The sequence below is a fragment of the Paenarthrobacter nitroguajacolicus genome (assembly GCF_007786235.1).
Lineage (GTDB): Bacteria > Actinomycetota > Actinomycetes > Actinomycetales > Micrococcaceae > Arthrobacter > Arthrobacter nitroguajacolicus_A.
The window spans coordinates 194749-210939 of record NZ_VNFK01000005.1; the positions used below are offsets into that span (position 1 = coordinate 194749).

11 protein-coding genes are annotated in these 16191 nt (G+C 63.5%); 6 read left to right on the top strand and 5 right to left on the bottom strand.

Annotation, left to right across the window (positions count from 1 at the left end; genetic code table 11):
- Position 1: 1 nt before the first annotated feature.
- The 4 genes from FQP90_RS08485 to FQP90_RS08500 all read right to left on the bottom strand — a co-directional run bounded on the left by FQP90_RS08485 (position 2) and on the right by FQP90_RS08500 (position 4346).
- Entirely contained in the window at positions 2 to 943 is a 942-nt protein-coding gene (locus FQP90_RS08485; RefSeq protein WP_144649290.1) for a carbohydrate ABC transporter permease, read from the bottom strand.
- On the bottom strand, positions 943 to 1869 hold the full coding sequence (locus tag FQP90_RS08490) for a carbohydrate ABC transporter permease (protein ID WP_144649291.1): 927 nt from the start codon (positions 1867 to 1869) through the stop codon (positions 943 to 945). The genes FQP90_RS08485 and FQP90_RS08490 overlap by 1 nt, the downstream gene beginning before the upstream one ends.
- Positions 1870 to 1989: 120 nt before the next feature.
- Positions 1990 to 3270: an ABC transporter substrate-binding protein gene (locus tag FQP90_RS08495; RefSeq protein ID WP_144649292.1), complete on the bottom strand. Its 1281-nt coding sequence runs from the start codon at positions 3268 to 3270 to the stop codon at positions 1990 to 1992.
- A gap of 62 nt (positions 3271 to 3332) precedes the next feature.
- A complete protein-coding gene (locus FQP90_RS08500) occupies positions 3333 to 4346 on the bottom strand; it encodes a hydroxyacid dehydrogenase (RefSeq protein ID WP_144649293.1) in 1014 nt (337 codons plus the stop codon).
- Between the two features lie 163 nt (positions 4347 to 4509).
- On the opposite strand from FQP90_RS08500, the gene FQP90_RS08505 reads away from it, so the two are divergent.
- The 4 genes from FQP90_RS08505 (at position 4510) to FQP90_RS08520 (ending at position 10433) form a co-directional block, all read left to right on the top strand.
- On the top strand, positions 4510 to 6465 hold the full coding sequence (locus FQP90_RS08505) for a heparinase II/III family protein (protein WP_144649294.1): 1956 nt from the start codon (positions 4510 to 4512) through the stop codon (positions 6463 to 6465).
- On the top strand, positions 6462 to 7613 hold the full coding sequence (locus FQP90_RS08510) for a LacI family DNA-binding transcriptional regulator (protein WP_144649295.1): 1152 nt from the start codon (positions 6462 to 6464) through the stop codon (positions 7611 to 7613). Before FQP90_RS08505 ends, FQP90_RS08510 begins: the two co-directional genes overlap by 4 nt.
- Positions 7613 to 9499 carry a DUF2264 domain-containing protein gene (locus FQP90_RS08515; protein ID WP_144649296.1) on the top strand — a complete coding sequence of 629 codons (1887 nt, stop codon included), beginning with the start codon at positions 7613 to 7615 and terminating at the stop codon, positions 9497 to 9499. Before FQP90_RS08510 ends, FQP90_RS08515 begins: the two co-directional genes overlap by 1 nt.
- Before the next feature lie 136 nt (positions 9500 to 9635).
- On the top strand, positions 9636 to 10433 hold the full coding sequence (locus FQP90_RS08520) for a GNAT family N-acetyltransferase (RefSeq protein WP_144649297.1): 798 nt from the start codon (positions 9636 to 9638) through the stop codon (positions 10431 to 10433).
- A gap of 179 nt (positions 10434 to 10612) precedes the next feature.
- On the opposite strand, the gene FQP90_RS08525 is transcribed toward FQP90_RS08520, so the two are convergent.
- Positions 10613 to 14131, bottom strand: coding sequence for an Ig-like domain-containing protein (locus tag FQP90_RS08525; RefSeq protein WP_144649298.1), 3519 nt, complete (start codon positions 14129 to 14131; stop codon positions 10613 to 10615).
- A 222-nt stretch (positions 14132 to 14353) separates the two neighbouring features.
- Between FQP90_RS08525 and FQP90_RS08530 the strand changes: the two genes are divergently transcribed.
- Together FQP90_RS08530 and FQP90_RS08535 are read left to right on the top strand one after the other, a co-directional pair.
- Positions 14354 to 15019 carry a GntR family transcriptional regulator gene (locus FQP90_RS08530; RefSeq protein WP_144649299.1) on the top strand — a complete coding sequence of 222 codons (666 nt, stop codon included), beginning with the start codon at positions 14354 to 14356 and terminating at the stop codon, positions 15017 to 15019.
- Complete coding sequence (locus tag FQP90_RS08535) at positions 15016 to 16188, top strand: MFS transporter (protein ID WP_144649300.1); 1173 nt, start codon at positions 15016 to 15018, stop codon at positions 16186 to 16188. Before FQP90_RS08530 ends, FQP90_RS08535 begins: the two co-directional genes overlap by 4 nt.
- The last annotated feature ends 3 nt before the right edge of the window (positions 16189 to 16191 follow it).

A 16191-nucleotide genomic window follows, 5' to 3' on the forward strand; every position in this document is an offset into this window, starting at 1 on the left:
CTCATCCTTTCATTCCGCTCGTCGCGATGCCCTGGATGAAGTAGCGCTGGCCGATGAGGAAGATGATGAGGATCGGGATCACGGAGATTACCGAGCCGGTCATGATCATGGCGTACTCGGCGTCGAACTGCCCCACGAAGGACCGCAGGCCAAGCTGCACCGTCCAGAGGCGGTTGGACGTGAGGTAGATGAACGGACCCATGTAGTCGTTCCACGTGTTCACGAACGTGAGCAGTGCAAGGCTGGCGAGGGCCGGCTTGGACAGGGGCAGGATCACGCGGGCCCAGATGCCATACTCGCTGAGGCCGTCAATGCGGGCTGCTTCGCACAGCTCGTCGGGGATGGTCATGTAGTACTGGCGCATCAGGAACACACCGAACGCGCCAAACGCCTGCAGGAGTATCAACGCGTTGAAGCTGTTGGTCAGGCCAAGGTTCTGCATCATGATGTACTGCGGCACCATGTAGGCCTGCCACGGAACGGCGATGGTGCCGACGTACGCGAGGAACAGCACGTCACGGCCCGGGAAACGGACCTTGGAGAAACCATAGGCAGCCAGCGAGCCCGTGAGGACCTGCAGGCAGGTGATGATCACAGCGAGGTACAGGGAGTTCTGCAGGTAACCCATCATGGGGATACGGGTCCAGATGTCCGTGTAGTTGCTCCACACGAACTCCTGCGGAATCCACTGGATGGGAACCGTGAGGACCTGGTTGTTCTCCTTCAGCGATGAGGACAGCATCCAGATGAACGGCACCATGAGCGCCACCACCAGAACTACCAGGACACCGTAGATCACGATGTTCGCGGTGCGCTTCTTCTGCTCGCGCGGGGACCGCTTGCGGTCAGTACGACGGCGGTCTTCCGCGGTTGGTGCGCCGTTCGGGAGCGGGGCTGCGTCCCTCACATGAGTGGCTTTGAGGTCTTCGGCCATGTTGGTCATCAGCGTTCCCTCCGCTGTTGGATCTTGAACTGCAGGACGGTAACCGTCAGCACGATGATGAACAGGACCAGCGAGATGGCCGAGGAGTAGCCGAACTTACCCTCGCCGATGCCTTCCTGGTAAATCAGCTGGGACAGCACCGTAGTGGAGCGGCCGGGGCCACCGTTGGTCATGACCACAATCAGGTCGAACACCTTGAAACTGGAGACAGTCAGCATGACCACCACAAAGAACGTGGTGGGACGCAGCGACGGGATGGTGACGTTCCAGAAGCGCTGCCAGGCGCTGGCGCCGTCCACTTCAGCGGCCTCGTACAGCTCAGTGGGGATCGCCTGCAGACCGGCCAAGTACAGGACCATGTAATAGCCCATGTCCCGCCACACACTGGTGATGATGACCGCCGGCATGGCCCAATCAGAGCTGGAGGTCCAGCCGGGAGGGTTGGCGATGCCAATGGCACCGAGGAACTGGTTGATGGGGCCGCTGTCCGGGCTGAACAGCATGTTCCAGACCACGGCGACAGCAACCAAGGACGTGATGTACGGGAAGAAGATGGCTACCCGGAAGAAGCCGATGCCCTTGAGCTTGCGGTTCAGGAGCATCGCAAGAATGAGGGCGAGGGCCATGGTGAGCGGGACGTGGCCAAGTGCGTAGACCACCGTGTTCCGCAGGGCGATCCAGAAGGAGTCGGACGCGAACATGCGCTCAAAGTTGGCCAGGCCTACCCACTTGGGGGCACTGAATGAGGTCCATTCCATGAAGGAGAGCGCGAAAGCGGCCACGACTGGAATGAGGGTGAAGGCCAGGAAACCAAGGAAGTTCGGAAGAATGAACGTCCAGCCGATCAGCGTATTACGCCGGGCTTGCTTCCTGTTGCCGCGGCTGTGCACGGGGGCAGGCGCCTGGGTGATTGTTTCTGTAGTCATGATTGACCGCTCCCGGGGCGGGGGCGTTCCTCCATTTCAGGATGAGGAGAGTTCAGGTCCGGTTCCGGTGCCGCATCCAGGACGCGGCACCGGAACCAGGGGAGCAGTGCTGGGCGGCTCTTACTTGCCCAGGACTTCGCCCGTGACGCGCTTGCCCATCTCAGCGATGCCATCGGTGACGGAGCGCTCGCCGACCATGATGAGGTCGTGCTCCTGGTTGAGGATCTTGTCCGTGGCGGCGGACTTGTCGCTGACAGGCATCTCCAGGGCTGTGGTATCCGGAGTGAAAGCCTTCTTGGAAAGCTCGTCGGTGGGCAGGCCGTCAAGCTTGAAGTACTCGGCGGTGACGGACTCGTTCTGCAGGGCGGGCACAACACCGATCTTGGAGATGGCCTTTGCGCCCTCTTCTCCGGCTGCCCATTCGATGAACTTCTTGGCCTCATCGGAGTGAGTTGCGTTCTTGTTCACGGCGAACGCCGTGGGCGAACCGAACGTGGTGACCTTGCCGTCGTCGTTCTTCTGCGGCAGGGGAGCCAAGCCCCAGTTGACGGTGGTCTTGCCGTCCTTCTTGGCCTGCAGGATACCTGCGGTGTACCAGGTCCCCATCGGCATCATGGCGGCCTGGCCGGTTTCAAACATGGTCCGGTAGCTGGTCTTTTGGCTCTTGGCCGTGCCGAAGTCCAACGTGGCGCCGGACTTCTGCAGATCCAAGGCGGTGTTGTATTGGTCCTCGAAGAAGCCGTAGTCGCCGCTGTTCTGGTCGGCGCCGTTCTGTGCAGCTGCGATGGCCTGGACCACCGAGCGCCAGATGTGGTGGTAGGTGCCGTAGACCTTCTTGCCGTCAGCTTCCTTGGTGAGCTTCTTGGCGAGCTCCGAGTACTTCTCCCATGTCAGGTCCTTGGGCTCTTCGATGCCGGCAGCCTTGAAGAGGTCCTTGTTGTAGTAAAGGAGCCAGAAGTCCTGACGGTACGGAGCCGCGAAATACTTGCCGTCCATGTCGAAAGCGTCCAAGCCAGCGAGGTTGTCCTTGCCCACCTTGTCCACCACGCTGTTGATCTCCTGCAACTGGCCGTTGTTGGCGTAGCGCGAGTAGTCAATGACGTTCTTCATGGTGAGGACGTCAGTGGTGTCTCCACCGGCCAGCATGGTGGTGACCTTCTGGGGATAGTCGTCAGCAAGGATGTCCACCGGTTCAATGTCCACGGTGGGGTTGGCGGCTTCGTAACCGTCAAAGAGGGCCTTGAACTCCGGGGTGCCCTCGTAGTTCCAGACCGAGACGGTCAGTTTGGTTTTGCCGTTGGCCGCCGGTTGTTCGGCGGGACCGGCTGCGCCTGCGCAGCCAGTGAGTCCAAGCCCGGCAGTCACCGCAAGGGCGATTGCGGCGAGGGTTGTGCGCTTCATTGCGTTCTCCTTTAGTACTGGGTTTCAAGTTTGCCGCAGGTGCGGCGTGTGACGTGGTGGACCTAGGCGCTGAGGCCAAGGTCCGCGTGGACTACCTGGGCCAGGAGGTCCTTGCCGGCGAGGTACCGTTCAAGGTCGTCCAATGCGGCATCGGACATCCGGCGGGTTTCGGTCCCAAGTGAGCCAGCGATGTGCGGGGTGAGGATCACGTTGGGAAGGTCGTACAGGGTGGATTCCGCCGGCAGCGGCTCGGGTTCCGTAACGTCCAGCAGGGCGGTGATCCGGCCGGTGGCGCATTCCTTCTCGAGTGCTGCCGTATCAACCAGCGAACCGCGTGCGGTGTTGATGAGCGTTGCGTGGTCCTTCATGGCGCTCAATTCAGCCGTGCTGATCATGTTGCGGGTCTCAGGCAAGGCCGGGGCATGGATGGTGACGACGTCCGAGACCGGCAAAAGCTCTGGGAGCGTTACCAAGGTGCCGCCCGCAGCCGCCACTTCCAGCGGATCAGCGTATGGATCACTGACCAGGCACGTGACGTCCTGGAGTTGCTGGACCAGTTGGACCACGCGACGACCGATGCGGGAGAAGCCGATCACGCCCACAACGCGGCCGATGTTGCCGAGCTCGCCGCGATCACGGATGTAACTCCAGTCTTCGCGGAAGGTCCGGGAATCGTTGGCCAGGACGTGGGCCTTCTTTCCTGCCAGGACTATTGACGCGAAGGTGAACTCCGCTACCGGGATGGCGTTGGCATCGGCGCCGTTGGTAACGGTAATGCCGCGATCCCAGAGTTCTTCGCTGACGAAGCTGCGCACTGTTCCTGCGCAGTGGAACACTGCCCGAAGCTTGGGCATCCGCTCCAAACGCTCGGCGTTGAGCTGCGGAACTCCCCAACTGGTGAGGAGGATTTCCACCTCCTCCAAACGGTCGGCAAGCTCGGGGGCATCCAGGGAATCCGTCCACGGCTCGTCGCCGAGGTCGACCAGTCCAGCCAGCCGCTCCAGTCGCGTGGAATCGAACTGGTCAGCAAAGGTTCCGCTATTCATGACCAGCAGTGCCTGGGGCTTGAGCGACATTGAGGGGATCCTCCCTTCGGATTTTCGTCGGCCTGTTCGACCGTGATTTATGTGTTGCATCACATCTAATAATCAGTACATACTCATAAACAAGACAGTTCATTCAACTCAATCGAGCTTGATCTGAAACGTTCAAACTCGAACAAATGAGAGAAGAATCCCTATGGCTACCGGCACCGCCGCCGTTGAAGCGCCGCCCCTCTCCACCGCTTGGGGCGACAAGGCCCAGGCGTCCACATTGACGGATTCGCTCCGCGGCTCCCGGGACCGCCTCACCGTTCGTCCAGCCTCCGACGCCGGTTGGCGCCGCACCGCCGCCCGCCCCCTGTGCGCGTTGCGCACCCAAGCGGAAGAAGAGAAGGGGCGCCCGTGGCCCCAACCGCTGGTCTCCCACTACGCGCGCTACTTCCGCGACGGCAACCGCACGGAGTACGAAGGACTGGTGGCGGGCCGGCAGCAGCGGCTGACGCGCGCCGTCGTGATGGCTGCCCTGGCCGAACGTGACCAAGAGGACTGGCTCGACGAAGTGGTCGACGGCGCCTACCTGCTGTGTGAGCAGAGCTCATGGAGTTGGGCCGCTCACGACGACGTGTTCACCCGCAGCGCCCACGTGGTTCCGGACCGTACGCATCCCTATGTGGACCTTGGCGCCGGGGAAGTCGCAGCGCAGCTTGCCTGGTTGGATTTGTTGCTGGGGGATGCCCTGGAGGAGAGGGCGCCCGGCCTCCGCAAACGGCTCCGCGAGGAAGCCCACCAACGCGTCATCCGGCCGTTCCTGGACCGACTCGACTGGCATTGGCTGGGCCTCAACGGGGACGTCCACAACTGGAATCCGTGGATCCACTCGAACATCATCGTGGCCGCGCTGTTGCTGGTTGATGATCCACAAGTGCAGGCACAGACGATTGCCCGGTGCATCGAGGGCCTGGACCGGTTCCTGGACTCGATTCCGGCCGATGGCGCCATCGACGAAGGGTTCGCCTACTGGTGGAACGGGGCTGGCCGTGCGCTGGAAGGGCTTGCTCTCTTGGAGGAAGCCACTGGCGGTGAACTGAACGCCGACCTGCCGGTGATTCGCGCAATGGTGGCCTTCCCGCACCGCATGCACCTCGGCCACCGGTGGTTCCTCAACGTCGCCGATGGCCCTGCCCGAGCGCATGAGGGACTCCCGTGGAACATGCTCCACCGCTGGGCCGTCCGGCTCGGAGACTCCGAGGCAGCAGCGCATGCCGCAACCTTCATGGACGCCCAGCCCGATCCGGATTCCCGCTCCGGGCTGGGCCGTGTCCTCACCTCCCTCACCCAAGCAAGTAGCAGCACAGCGCGTTCTGAGCCCTCAAAACGCGTTCAGCTGCGACCTGGTTGGGGGACCTACCTGCCGTCGGTCCAGATCATGGTGGCGCGTCAGACCCCGGGTTCCACGAACGGGCTCACTCTGGCGGCCAAGGGCGGGCACAACGGCGAACACCACAACCACCGGGACGTCGGCTCCGTGGTGGTGGCCGTGGAGGGGGTACCGCTGCTGGTCGATGCCGGCCAGCCCACCTACACGGCGCAAACGTTCGGACCTGATCGCTACCAAATCCGGGCCATGCAGAGCGCCTGGCACAGTGTCCCTGCGCCGTTCGGCCTGGAACAGGGGACCGGTCCCGGGTTCACGGCGGTTGTTCTCCAAGAGCCCACTCCCGAAGAACCCACCCTCGCATTGGGGCTCGGGGACGCCTACGGCCTGGGCCACCCGGAGCAGTGGATCCGCACGTCGCTGCTGAACAGGGAACCGGGCAGCGTCGTGATTGATGACCGCTGGAACCTTCCAGCGCCCCCGCCCGAGGGAACGCCCGACGTCGACATCACCTACCTGGTTGCCGGCACCGTCAGTGTCGGGCAGGATGCGACGGCGGCCATCACCTCTGCCGGAATTCCGACAGTCAGCAGCCCTGTGGGACTGCGCCTGCGCTGGAAACCGACCACCGCCGTCGTTCTGGTGGACGAATGGCACCTCGACGATCCGCTCCTCAGCGATATCTGGGGCGACAAGCTCACCCGGCTCCGATTCCGTATGCCCGCAGAAAACCGCGCCTCCGGCGCGTTCACCCTCACAGTGGAGGCAACACCATGAGTTCCGAACAGACACCGGAAACGGGTGGCAAGTCGTTGTTTTCGCTGCAGCGTCGTGAGCGCCTCATGGAGGAGTTGCGGGCACACGGCGCCATCACCGTGCGCGACATTGCGGCGAAGCTGGGCGTCAGTGAGCTGACTATCAGGCGCGATGTGAATACCCTCGCCGACGAAGGCCTGGTGTCCCGTGTGCACGGCGGGGCGACGCTGCCCAGCCCGCTGGACCGCTCCGTGGCAGTGGGGAGGCCGTCACCACACAGCTACTCCATCGGCATGGTGGTTCCCTCGCTCGATTACTACTGGCCGCAAGTGATTTCGGGAGCCCGGGGTGAGGCGGAAGTTCAGAACCTCCGCATCCTGGTCCGTGGCTCCGCGTACGACGCCGCCGACAATCGCCGCCAAGTCCAGGCGCTGCTGGACACCCAGAACATTGATGGGCTCATCGTGGCTCCGGATATGGGGGGCGCGCACGGCAAGGAGCTGCTCCGCTGGCTCAATGCCCTGCCTATTCCAGTGGTTATGGCTGAACGTCGGGCACCGTTGGAGATCCCGTCGCACCGCCTTGAATGGGTGGCAACGGATCATTCTTTCGGCGCGGGCATGGCCGTGCGGCATCTCTGGCAGGAGGGGCACCGGATGATTGGCTGCCTCACGGATTCCACCAGTCCCACCAGCCCGCATGTGGTCCGCGGTTGGAAGCAGGCGCTTGCTGCGTTGAAGATTCCGTTGGACGCATCCATCCACGAGGACTCGGCCAAGCTGGACAACGGGGACCGCGCCAAACACTTCGACCATGTCCTGGAGCTCTGCCGCACATCGGGGACCACTGCCATGTTGGTGCACTCCGATACGCAGGCTGTTGCCTTCGTGCAGCACTGTGTGGACAAGGGCGTGGACGTTCCCGGCAGCATGGCGATTGTGGGCTACGACGACGAAGTCGCCTACCTGGCCGAGCCTGCCATCTCCGCCGTTCGGCCTCCCAAGAGCTACGTCGGCAAGGTAGCGGTTCAGCTCATGGCTGCCCGCCTGGCCGAAGGAAGGATGCGTCCCGTGCATCGCATTGACCTGAACCCTGAGTTGATTGTGCGTGACTCCTCGCTGGGTGCACCCGTTTTGCCCACCGACAGCGTCCTGGAGGAATCGCTCTGATGGCCCTCGTTTTGCCGCCGCTGGACTACACGTTGTCGCCCTACACAGGCCTGGCCCGCGAGCACTGGTGCGCCTACGCCGATTACCTGCTGCGTTCCGCTCACCGGTTTGGCACGGAGGACCACGCCAACATCCACTTGCCGGGCGCCAACAGCCGTTACGGGCCCAGGAGTGATTCGCTGGAGGCCTTCGCCCGCACGTTCCTGTTGGCATCGTTCCGGATCGCGGGGGATCCCTCAGCTACGGGGTGGATCGCTGAGTGGTACGCCGACGGACTCGACGCCGGAACCAACCCCGCGAACCCGGACCGGTGGCCGACGCCAGGTGAGCTGGGGCAGGCGAAGGTGGAAGCGGCGTCGTTGGCTGTCGGGCTGGCACTGACCCGCGACGTGCTGTGGGAAAAGCTGCCCGGGCGTGTGCAGGAGCAGCTTATCGCGTGGTTCGAGACCGTGATCGGCGAGGAGTACCCGCCCATCAATTGGGTGTGGTTCCAGATTGTGGTGGAGACGTTCCTGGCATCCGTTGGGGGTCGGTCTTCGGGCGAGGATATCGACGCCGGGCTTGCCGTCCACGATGCCTTGTACCGGGGCGGTGGCTGGTTTGCGGACGGTCCCGAACGCGCGTACGACCATTACGTCGGCTGGGCCTTCCAGGTCTACCCGCAGCTGTGGGCGCTGATGGCGCCGAACGATCCGCGTGTAGCGGCACGCAAGAAGCTCGACGGCGACCGGCTGGCTGAGTATCTGGACGACGCATCGCATCTTGTGGGTGCGAATGGTGCACCGCTCATTCAAGGGCGCAGCCTGATCTACAGGTTTGCGGCCGCAGCACCGTTCTGGGTGGGGGAACTGTCCGGGCATTCTCCTTTGTCGCCGGGCCTGAGTCGGCGTGCTGCTTCCGGGATGCTTGGCTACTTTGCCCGCCACGGCTCCATCACTGACGATGGGTTGCTGTCCATCGGCTGGCACGGAGAGTTCGCTGGGATGAAGCAGGCCTATTCCGGTGCCGGTTCCCCGTACTGGGCGGCGAAGGGCATGCTGGGCTTGGCACTGCCGGCGGATCACCCGGCGTGGACCGCTGTGGAAGCTCCATTGCCTGTTGAAGTCGCGGACACGCAGCGGCTGATTGCGGCTCCGGGGTGGCAGATTGACGGCACGGTCGCTGACGGGGTTGTCAGGATCCGGAACCATGCCACGGACCACGCTGTGGTTGGGGCCTTGGTGGCGGACTCGCCGTTGTACGCACGGATCGGGTACTCAACCCACACATTCCCCGACCTCTCACCGGAGTCTCGGGACAACGCGGTGGTCTTCGTTGATCCCTCCGGCCGGTTGACGCATCGGACGGGTTTTGAATACCTCGGTTCCTTCTCCGAGGACGGTGTGCAGGTGGGCGCTTCCCGCTTCACTGCACACTGGATCGAGCCCGACCCCGACGCCGGTCCCGACCACGGCAGCGGCGTGTCCGGCACCGCGACACCTGGTCCCTCTGTGACAGTGGTGTCGATAACGCGCGGTGCCATTGAGCTGCGATTGGTCCGGGTCCGGTCTGAAGGCCCGGCCGCTCCACTCCGGATTGGTGGTTGGCCGGTGGATGCTTCCTCGTCCGTTGTCAGCTCGGTCCGGGCTGTTCCTGGGTTCGGCCGGCCCTTGGACACTTCCGGGACGTTCGTCCGCTCCGGTGCCCACCCCGTGGGTTCGGAGCTCACCATTCCATGGGTGGGAACCTCGGGAACCGCGCACGACGGCGACTACGCCGCCGTCGTGGTCCTCGCCGGTGACGGAGGTGCTTCGACGGACGCAGGTGTCACGTATGCCGATGACCACTTCGAGTTCCCCGACGGCACGTCAATATCACTGGAGCAGCTCGCTCGTTTCCACGGATAGCTGAGGGTTGGACGGCAGTACCAGGCTGGGTGTGCTGTCCGGATCGGGGTCTTGCTGCGGAACGAGCCGTGCGCACGGCACATTGCGCAGCAAGCCATCGAATCGGGTGACTCCGGGGTTGAAGTAGGCTCGCGGGATGAGCCAAACCGAACGAGCACGCTTCCTCGCTGCCTACGACGAGAACCTCCGCACCGATGCCGAGACCCCAAGCGCACTCAAAGTGACCAGGCTCGGACCCCTGCGCTTGGTGACCTTCATGGAGGGGCGGGGCTTCGTCACCTACCAGAATCTCGGTGATGCGGACGCAGAGGGCATCCGCCGGCTTGTTGCCGAGGCAGTCGCCTACTTCCGCGCAGAACCCAACATCACCAGGGTCGAATGGAAATCCCGTGGCCATGACCACGCCCCGGGGTTGCATGGGGCCCTCATCGAAAACGGCTTCACCAAGGATCACCCCGAGTCGATCATGATTGGTGAAGCAAAGGCTTTGAGCACTCCGGTTCCGCTTCCCGACGGCGTGACGCTGCGGCAGGTGGAGGAGGAAACCGATGTGCGGGCGATGAGCGCGATGCAGGACGAGGTCTTTGGCGAGCCGGTCTCAGATGAGATGGCTGATGCCCTGCTGCGTCGGCTGTCGCTGGGTGACGGGATGCAACTCTGGGTGGCCGAAGCGGAAGGCCGGATTGTCAGCGCGGGACGCTTGGAACCAGTTCCCGGCACGATTTTTGCCGGCATCTGGGGCGGTGCCACAAGAGAAGAGTGGCGCGGCCGGGGGATTTACCGGGCGTTGACGGCACGTCGCGCGCACGTCGCGCTTGAGTTGGGGAAGACCCTCATCCACAGTGACTCCACCGAGTTCTCCCGCCCAATCCTGGAGCGGTCGGGATTACTCAAGGTTTCGACCACCGCCCCGTACCGCTGGGTGCGGAGCTGAGAAGCTCAAGCGACTTTACCGGCCAGCCGCCGGTTGAGACGATTTCGGTGAACAAGCGGCCTTCCCGTGGGGACCGACCCGAGGATTTCCATGGCATGGTCTTGCTTCCATGCGCAGGCCAAGCTGGCGTGAGGCCCCTCGGGACGAATCCCAAGGGGCCTCACTAGCTCACAAAACCTCTACTTCCCTGCAGCGAAGTAGCTCACGCACTGTCCCTGGTTCTTGAACACGGGCTGCGGGCTGGTCTTCCAGCCGTCGTTCTTGCACGCGTCCTTCCCCGTGGACACCGCAACGCGGTACTCCTTGGTGGTGCCGTCCGGTGCGGTCACGGTGACTACCGCCGTCGGGTTTTCTGCCGTTGGCTGTTGAACCGCCACCTTGGCGTTCGCGTCCAGCGGGTAGCCGACGACGGCGGGACTCGCTGACGTTGACAACACCCGGTAGTCGGTGGTGGCCGGGGCGAACCCCACCACGGAGGCCTGGTTCACGAGGAGCGTGCCGAGGTCGGCAAGGCCGGCATCAGCCAAACGTGACCCGGCAATGGCCACCTCCGCGATCTTGGTGTACGAAGCCGTGGTCACAAACGAAACCCTGATGCCACGGGTCGTGACGGGGTCGAAGCGCACGGTGACCGGTGTCGCCGTCGAAAGTCCCGTGACGGTTCCCGCAGCGGTGTCCTTCCACGCGCCGGCGGCATCCTGGTACTGGACCTTGAGGCTCTGGGCAGCCTTCTCAGCGGATGTCACCGTCACCGAATCCACGGTGTAGTCGCGGCCGAAGGCGTAGCTCAGACTGTCGCCGGCACGGCCTCCACTCACCCAGTTGGACCAGCGCGTGGAGGTGTTGGCGTCGCAGGTGTTCTTTGCGATGTAGGAGCCTTCGGTGTAGCTGGCGGTGGCCGTGGTGGTGGGATCGTCCTTGCAGATGTTGGCTACGGGAACGCGGTCAACCACAATGACGGTCAGTGTTGCCGGGAGTCCGTTGGCGGTTCCCTGCACCGTAACGGTGCCCGGAGTTTGCAGTGAGGCATCCGAGACTGAGGACCAGTCCCAGGTCACCGCGAGCGGGTTCCGGGCTGGGCCGTCCGCTATCTGGCCGGGAACGGTACCCGGAGCCGCAGCTTGTGCGGAAGCCACCGACGATCCAACGCCAACGGTCACTGAAGCCGGGTCTGTGGCGATGTAGGAGCCAACGGTGACTGTCAAAACGGCTTCGAATGTTTGGCCGTAGGGGTCAGCGCCGGAACCGTACACGGTTACTTTGCCGGCCTTTTGCCAGGAGGCAGGATCGACGGGAGTCCACGTAACAGCCAGTGGTTTGCCCGGACCGGCCTCGTAGACGGGGGTGACAGTCGCGGGCAGGGCCGGTGCCGTACCTACGGGGGTGCTCAGTTCAACGGGAGAGACTCCCAGGAGCTTCAGGTCTGCGATGTCTGTGAAAGCCCACGCCTGGTGCGGGTTGGCCGATGCCGTGGCCGTGGTTCCGGTGGAAGATGCCAAAGCCACGGACGTTCCAGTCGCGGTCTGGTTGCCCGAAACCTGCAGGGCAATGGCCGCGGCGGCGTTTACCAGGGTCCACTGCCTGCCGTTCTCGGTGGTCACTATCCACTGTGCAGAGGGAGTGGTCTTGGCCTGATCCAAGGTCATGGATGTCAAAGATGCCGCGCCCGACTGGCTCCCGTTGAGCACACCGCCGTTGCCAGTGAGCACTTTGCCGTCCTTGTTGCTCAGGACCCAGCGGAGATCGTTCGCGAATTCGTCCTTGCCGTTCACCGCAGTGAACGTCCACATCTGTGGAGCGACACCTGCCGCGTCCGTGCCCAGTTCTTCGATTGTCGCTGCACCATTCATCCCGGCAGTCAGGTACTTGCCGCTGGCTTCACCTGTCAGGTGATAGCTGTGACCGTCCTCCACCGGTGCGGCATCGTCCGAAACTCCGCTGACGCCGTCGACGACGAACGTCACCACTGATGCGGCAGGAACGTCGAGGGTCGCGGACTTGGCCGCAGTGTCGACGGCGACCGGCGCACCTTTGACGAGGGCATTCTTCTCGATGTCCTCCAGCGGCGATTTGGTGGTGACCACAGGCGTGACCTTGGCGCCGGGGGCAATCTTGCCGAAGCGGCTGAGGTCGATGGTGACCTTTTCCGCCGTCGGGGTGTCATTGAAGTGGACCAGCGTGGCCCCGTTGCCGTCGGCTCGGAGGGCGCTGGCGGTCTTGGCGTTGTCGTTCTGGATGAGGAAGTCGCCCGGACGGATGTAGTGCGTGAAGTTCCGGGTGGTGTTGTACTTCTGGTTGGTCAGGACCTTGCATTTGGCCTGATCCTGGGTTGCGCCATCGTTGATTCGACGGTTGGAGAAGCCCTCACGACCTTCGTAGTTGCAATCGAAGTCAACGTAGATGGAACCCCAACCCTTGTCGGCCTTCTCCTGCTTGTAGGTGTCCTCCACGGGCTGCCAAAACACCCAGGCGTTGGGGTCGAGTTCGCGGAGATCGTTGACCATGCGGCTGGCGATGCCCAGGCCGTTGGTGATGTTGGAGCGGTCCCAGCCACTGGTGGAATCACCGAGCACCGGGTTGCCGGGCCAGAATCCGCCCACTTCGCTCATCCATAGCGGCTTGTCCGTGGAGCTGGCCAGGTCGCGGACCCGGCGTCGATCATTCGTGCCGTACGTGTGGACGTTGAGCTGCGCAACGGCGTCCTTGGCTGCCTGGCTGTAGCCGTTCCAGTTGGTCATGAACTTGGTGGGATCGGTCTCGTCCATCGCGGAGATCACGGCGTCCGTGGTGCCTTTGGCGAGTTCCGCAGCCAACAGCTTGGTCACCCGGTCCTGGGCTGCCGGGTAGATCAGTGCGCCCTCCTGCTTCTGTGTGTACGTGGTGGGTGGCTTGCCGGTGGCGGTGTTGATGTCCGTGCCCCAGTAGCCGGAGTTGGGTTCGTTGAACGGATCGACCGTGTCCACCGTGATACCGCTGCCCTTTTCGAGAAGCTCTACGGCGTTCCTCATGTACGCGGCGAACTTCGCCTCCGCTTCGGGCAGGAGGTTTTCGCCCTTGGCGGTGTTCACTTGGCCGGAAACATAGCCGCTCTTGGTCATGAACCAGGGCGGGGAGTTGCTGAAAGCTTCCCAGTGGGTGATCTGCTGGTCGGCAGCGAGGCGCTCCACCCACCAGCGCTGGTTCTGGTCGGCGTCGGGGTTGTAGGACGCGGGATCGTCAGGGTTCCAGGCGTTCAAGAACGCGAGCTTGTTGGCCTGCGTTTTGTCGACGGTTCCGTCAGGGTTGTAGAGGTTCGACGCCGGTTGGCCGGGTCGCGCCTCGGTGACAGGTTTCCACCATCCCTCCACGGCGCTGCCGTCGTTGAGGTAGTCAGCAACATCTGACGCGTTGCCTCCGCCCACGTTGTAGCGGGCGATGTTGAGGTTGAGCCCATCCTCGCCGAAGACCTTCTGGTACAGCTCCTCACGCAGCTCGGGGGAGTATCCCGCCGTAGCATTCGCGAACCACACCAAACTGGTGCCCCAGCCTTCGAACGCTTCACCACGGCTGGCGGGGTTCGGGGTGATGGTGACGGCAGTTGCGTCAGCGGCGTGTGCTGGTGGGGTTGTTGCGGGCATGAGTGCCAGGCCGGCTGCGGCTGTGACAGCTGCTGCCAGCACGGCCACTGGCTTCCGGATTCTTCGCGCGGTAAACGCCATGGGTGGACCTCATCGTCGGGGTTCGGTGTGATGGTGCACGGTCTTCGCGGGAAGGCCCGAGCAAGCCGAGACTATGAGGCGGGTCAGGGTGTCACAAGGCACTCGAACAGGGTCGAACGGGCTTGGTCGTAAGTGGTCGCTGCCGTAACAAGGTTGCCCGCCACTTCCGTAACCGTGTATAGATGTATACAAGTACACCTTTTCTCGGCAGGGCGGCATCACGTGGCAGATCCTCAATCACGCAACACCGGGGCTCACTTGGTCTATGGCGAGTTGAAACGCCGGATCCTCAGCCTCGAACTCAAGCCGGGTGAGCGTATCTACGAACCCGCCATGGCGACTGCACTGAAGGTCAGCCGCACTCCACTCCGTGAGGCCATCCGTCGCTTGGTTTCGGAGAGCCTGCTCGAACAGCAACCCACCGGGGGAGTGCTGGTGCCGGCGCTGGATGAGAAGGTGATTTCAGAGCTGTACGACGTCCGGGCCGCCCTGGAATCCCTGATGGCTCGTGAAGCGTGCGCCAATGCCACCGCGGCAGATCTCGACGAACTGAACGGCATTGTGGCCCGCAACGCAGCGATGGTGGAGTTTGCCGACGAAGCCATGAAGTACGGGGTTGCCCTGCACGCCGCGATCGCCAGAATCGCCGGAAACTCTTGGGCCCGCCGCTTCCATGAGCAGATCGCCAGTCAGGTGGAACGCTACCGATACTTCACCAATAACGCTCCCGAACGCCGCGACGAAGCACTCGCCAATCACCGGCTCCTGGTTGAGGCCATCGCTTCCAAGGATTCGGAAAAGGCAGCAAAGATTGCCTTTGACCACGTCATCGGTGCGCGGGATGAGACCCTGCGAGTCATCTCAGGCACCGGCCTCGTCATCGGATGATCGGCGAACTCGGACGGCGCTCGTCCACCGCACTCCTGGTCCACTCGGCGCTCATCCAAGCTGTGACGTTCCTGGTCCGGCCCGCCACCACATACCGCGCGCTGGAACTGGACGTCCCGGGATTCGCCCTTGGTCTGCTGGCAGCGAGCTACGCCGTGTTCCCGCTGTTGCTCGCGCTGCCCATCGGCGGACTGGTGGACCGCCTCGGTGAGCGTCGGCTCATGGCCATCGGGGCCGCCGTCGTGCTGGGTTGTTCTGCGTTTCTGTTGTTCTGGGGAACGTCAGTCCCCGCCTTGGTGGCCGGTACAGCGCTCCTAGGCGCAGGGCAGCTGGCGTGCGTGGTGGGGCAGCAGGCTGTGGTGGCGAACAACGCTGCGTCATCGCGTCTGGACTCGGCTTTCGGGTACCTGACGTTCGCTGCGTCGCTGGGGCAAGCGCTCGGTCCGTTGGCGATTTCCTTGGTGGGTGGTGCTGCTGTACGCCCGAATACCCAAGCGATCTTCCTGCTCGCGACAGCAATGAGCTTGGTGCTTTTCCTGGCGACGTTTGTGATCTCCGGTCGGGTGAGCGGCCGGAGAAGCAAGGCCAACGCCAGCCCCAAGGGTGGCGCAATGTCGCTGCTGAGGACGCCCGGCGTCGTCCGCGCATTGGCTACGAGCGCTACCGTTCTCGCGGTGGTTGACCTGACCGTGGTCTACTTGCCGGCACTCGGCGCCGAACGCGGACTTACCGCGGCAACCGTGGGTCTCTTGCTGACAGTCCGTGCGGTCTTCTCCATGATTTCCCGGCTGGGGCTCGGCAGCGTGTCCCGCAGGCTCGGGCGCATGAAACTGCTGATCCTAAGCCTGGCCATCTCCACAGTTGCCTTGGCTGTGGCCGCAGTTCCGATGCCGGAATGGTTGCTGTTCGTTGTGATGGCCTTCCTCGGCTTAGGGCTCGGAATCGGCCAACCACTGACCATGTCCTGGCTCTCAGCCCAAGCGCCTGAAGGACAACGTGGTCGCGCCCTGGCCCTGCGTCTGGCCGGAAACAGGGTGGGCCAGGTGGTGCTGCCCAGTGCCATCGGCGTGGTGGCCGTGGGGCTAGGCGCGGCGGGGGTGTTCCTGGCATCCGCGGTTGCTGTGGGCGGAACCATGCTCCTGCTGCGTGGAGTGCGGCTGGACGACTAATCG

Excerpts from the sequence above, each read along its gene's own strand:
- FQP90_RS08485 (WP_144649290.1), bottom strand. The coding sequence starts at position 943 with ATGACCAACATGGCCGAAGACCTCAAAGCCACTCATGTGAGGGACGCA.
- FQP90_RS08490 (WP_144649291.1), bottom strand. The coding sequence starts at position 1,869 with ATGACTACAGAAACAATCACCCAGGCGCCTGCCCCCGTGCACAGCCGC.
- FQP90_RS08495 (WP_144649292.1), bottom strand. The coding sequence starts at position 3,270 with ATGAAGCGCACAACCCTCGCCGCAATCGCCCTTGCGGTGACTGCCGGG.
- FQP90_RS08500 (WP_144649293.1), bottom strand. The coding sequence starts at position 4,346 with ATGTCGCTCAAGCCCCAGGCACTGCTGGTCATGAATAGCGGAACCTTT.
- FQP90_RS08505 (WP_144649294.1), top strand. The coding sequence starts at position 4,510 with ATGGCTACCGGCACCGCCGCCGTTGAAGCGCCGCCCCTCTCCACCGCT.
- FQP90_RS08510 (WP_144649295.1), top strand. The coding sequence starts at position 6,462 with ATGAGTTCCGAACAGACACCGGAAACGGGTGGCAAGTCGTTGTTTTCG.
- FQP90_RS08515 (WP_144649296.1), top strand. The coding sequence starts at position 7,613 with ATGGCCCTCGTTTTGCCGCCGCTGGACTACACGTTGTCGCCCTACACA.
- FQP90_RS08520 (WP_144649297.1), top strand. The coding sequence starts at position 9,636 with ATGAGCCAAACCGAACGAGCACGCTTCCTCGCTGCCTACGACGAGAAC.
- FQP90_RS08525 (WP_144649298.1), bottom strand. The coding sequence starts at position 14,131 with ATGGCGTTTACCGCGCGAAGAATCCGGAAGCCAGTGGCCGTGCTGGCA.
- FQP90_RS08535 (WP_144649300.1), top strand. The coding sequence starts at position 15,016 with ATGATCGGCGAACTCGGACGGCGCTCGTCCACCGCACTCCTGGTCCAC.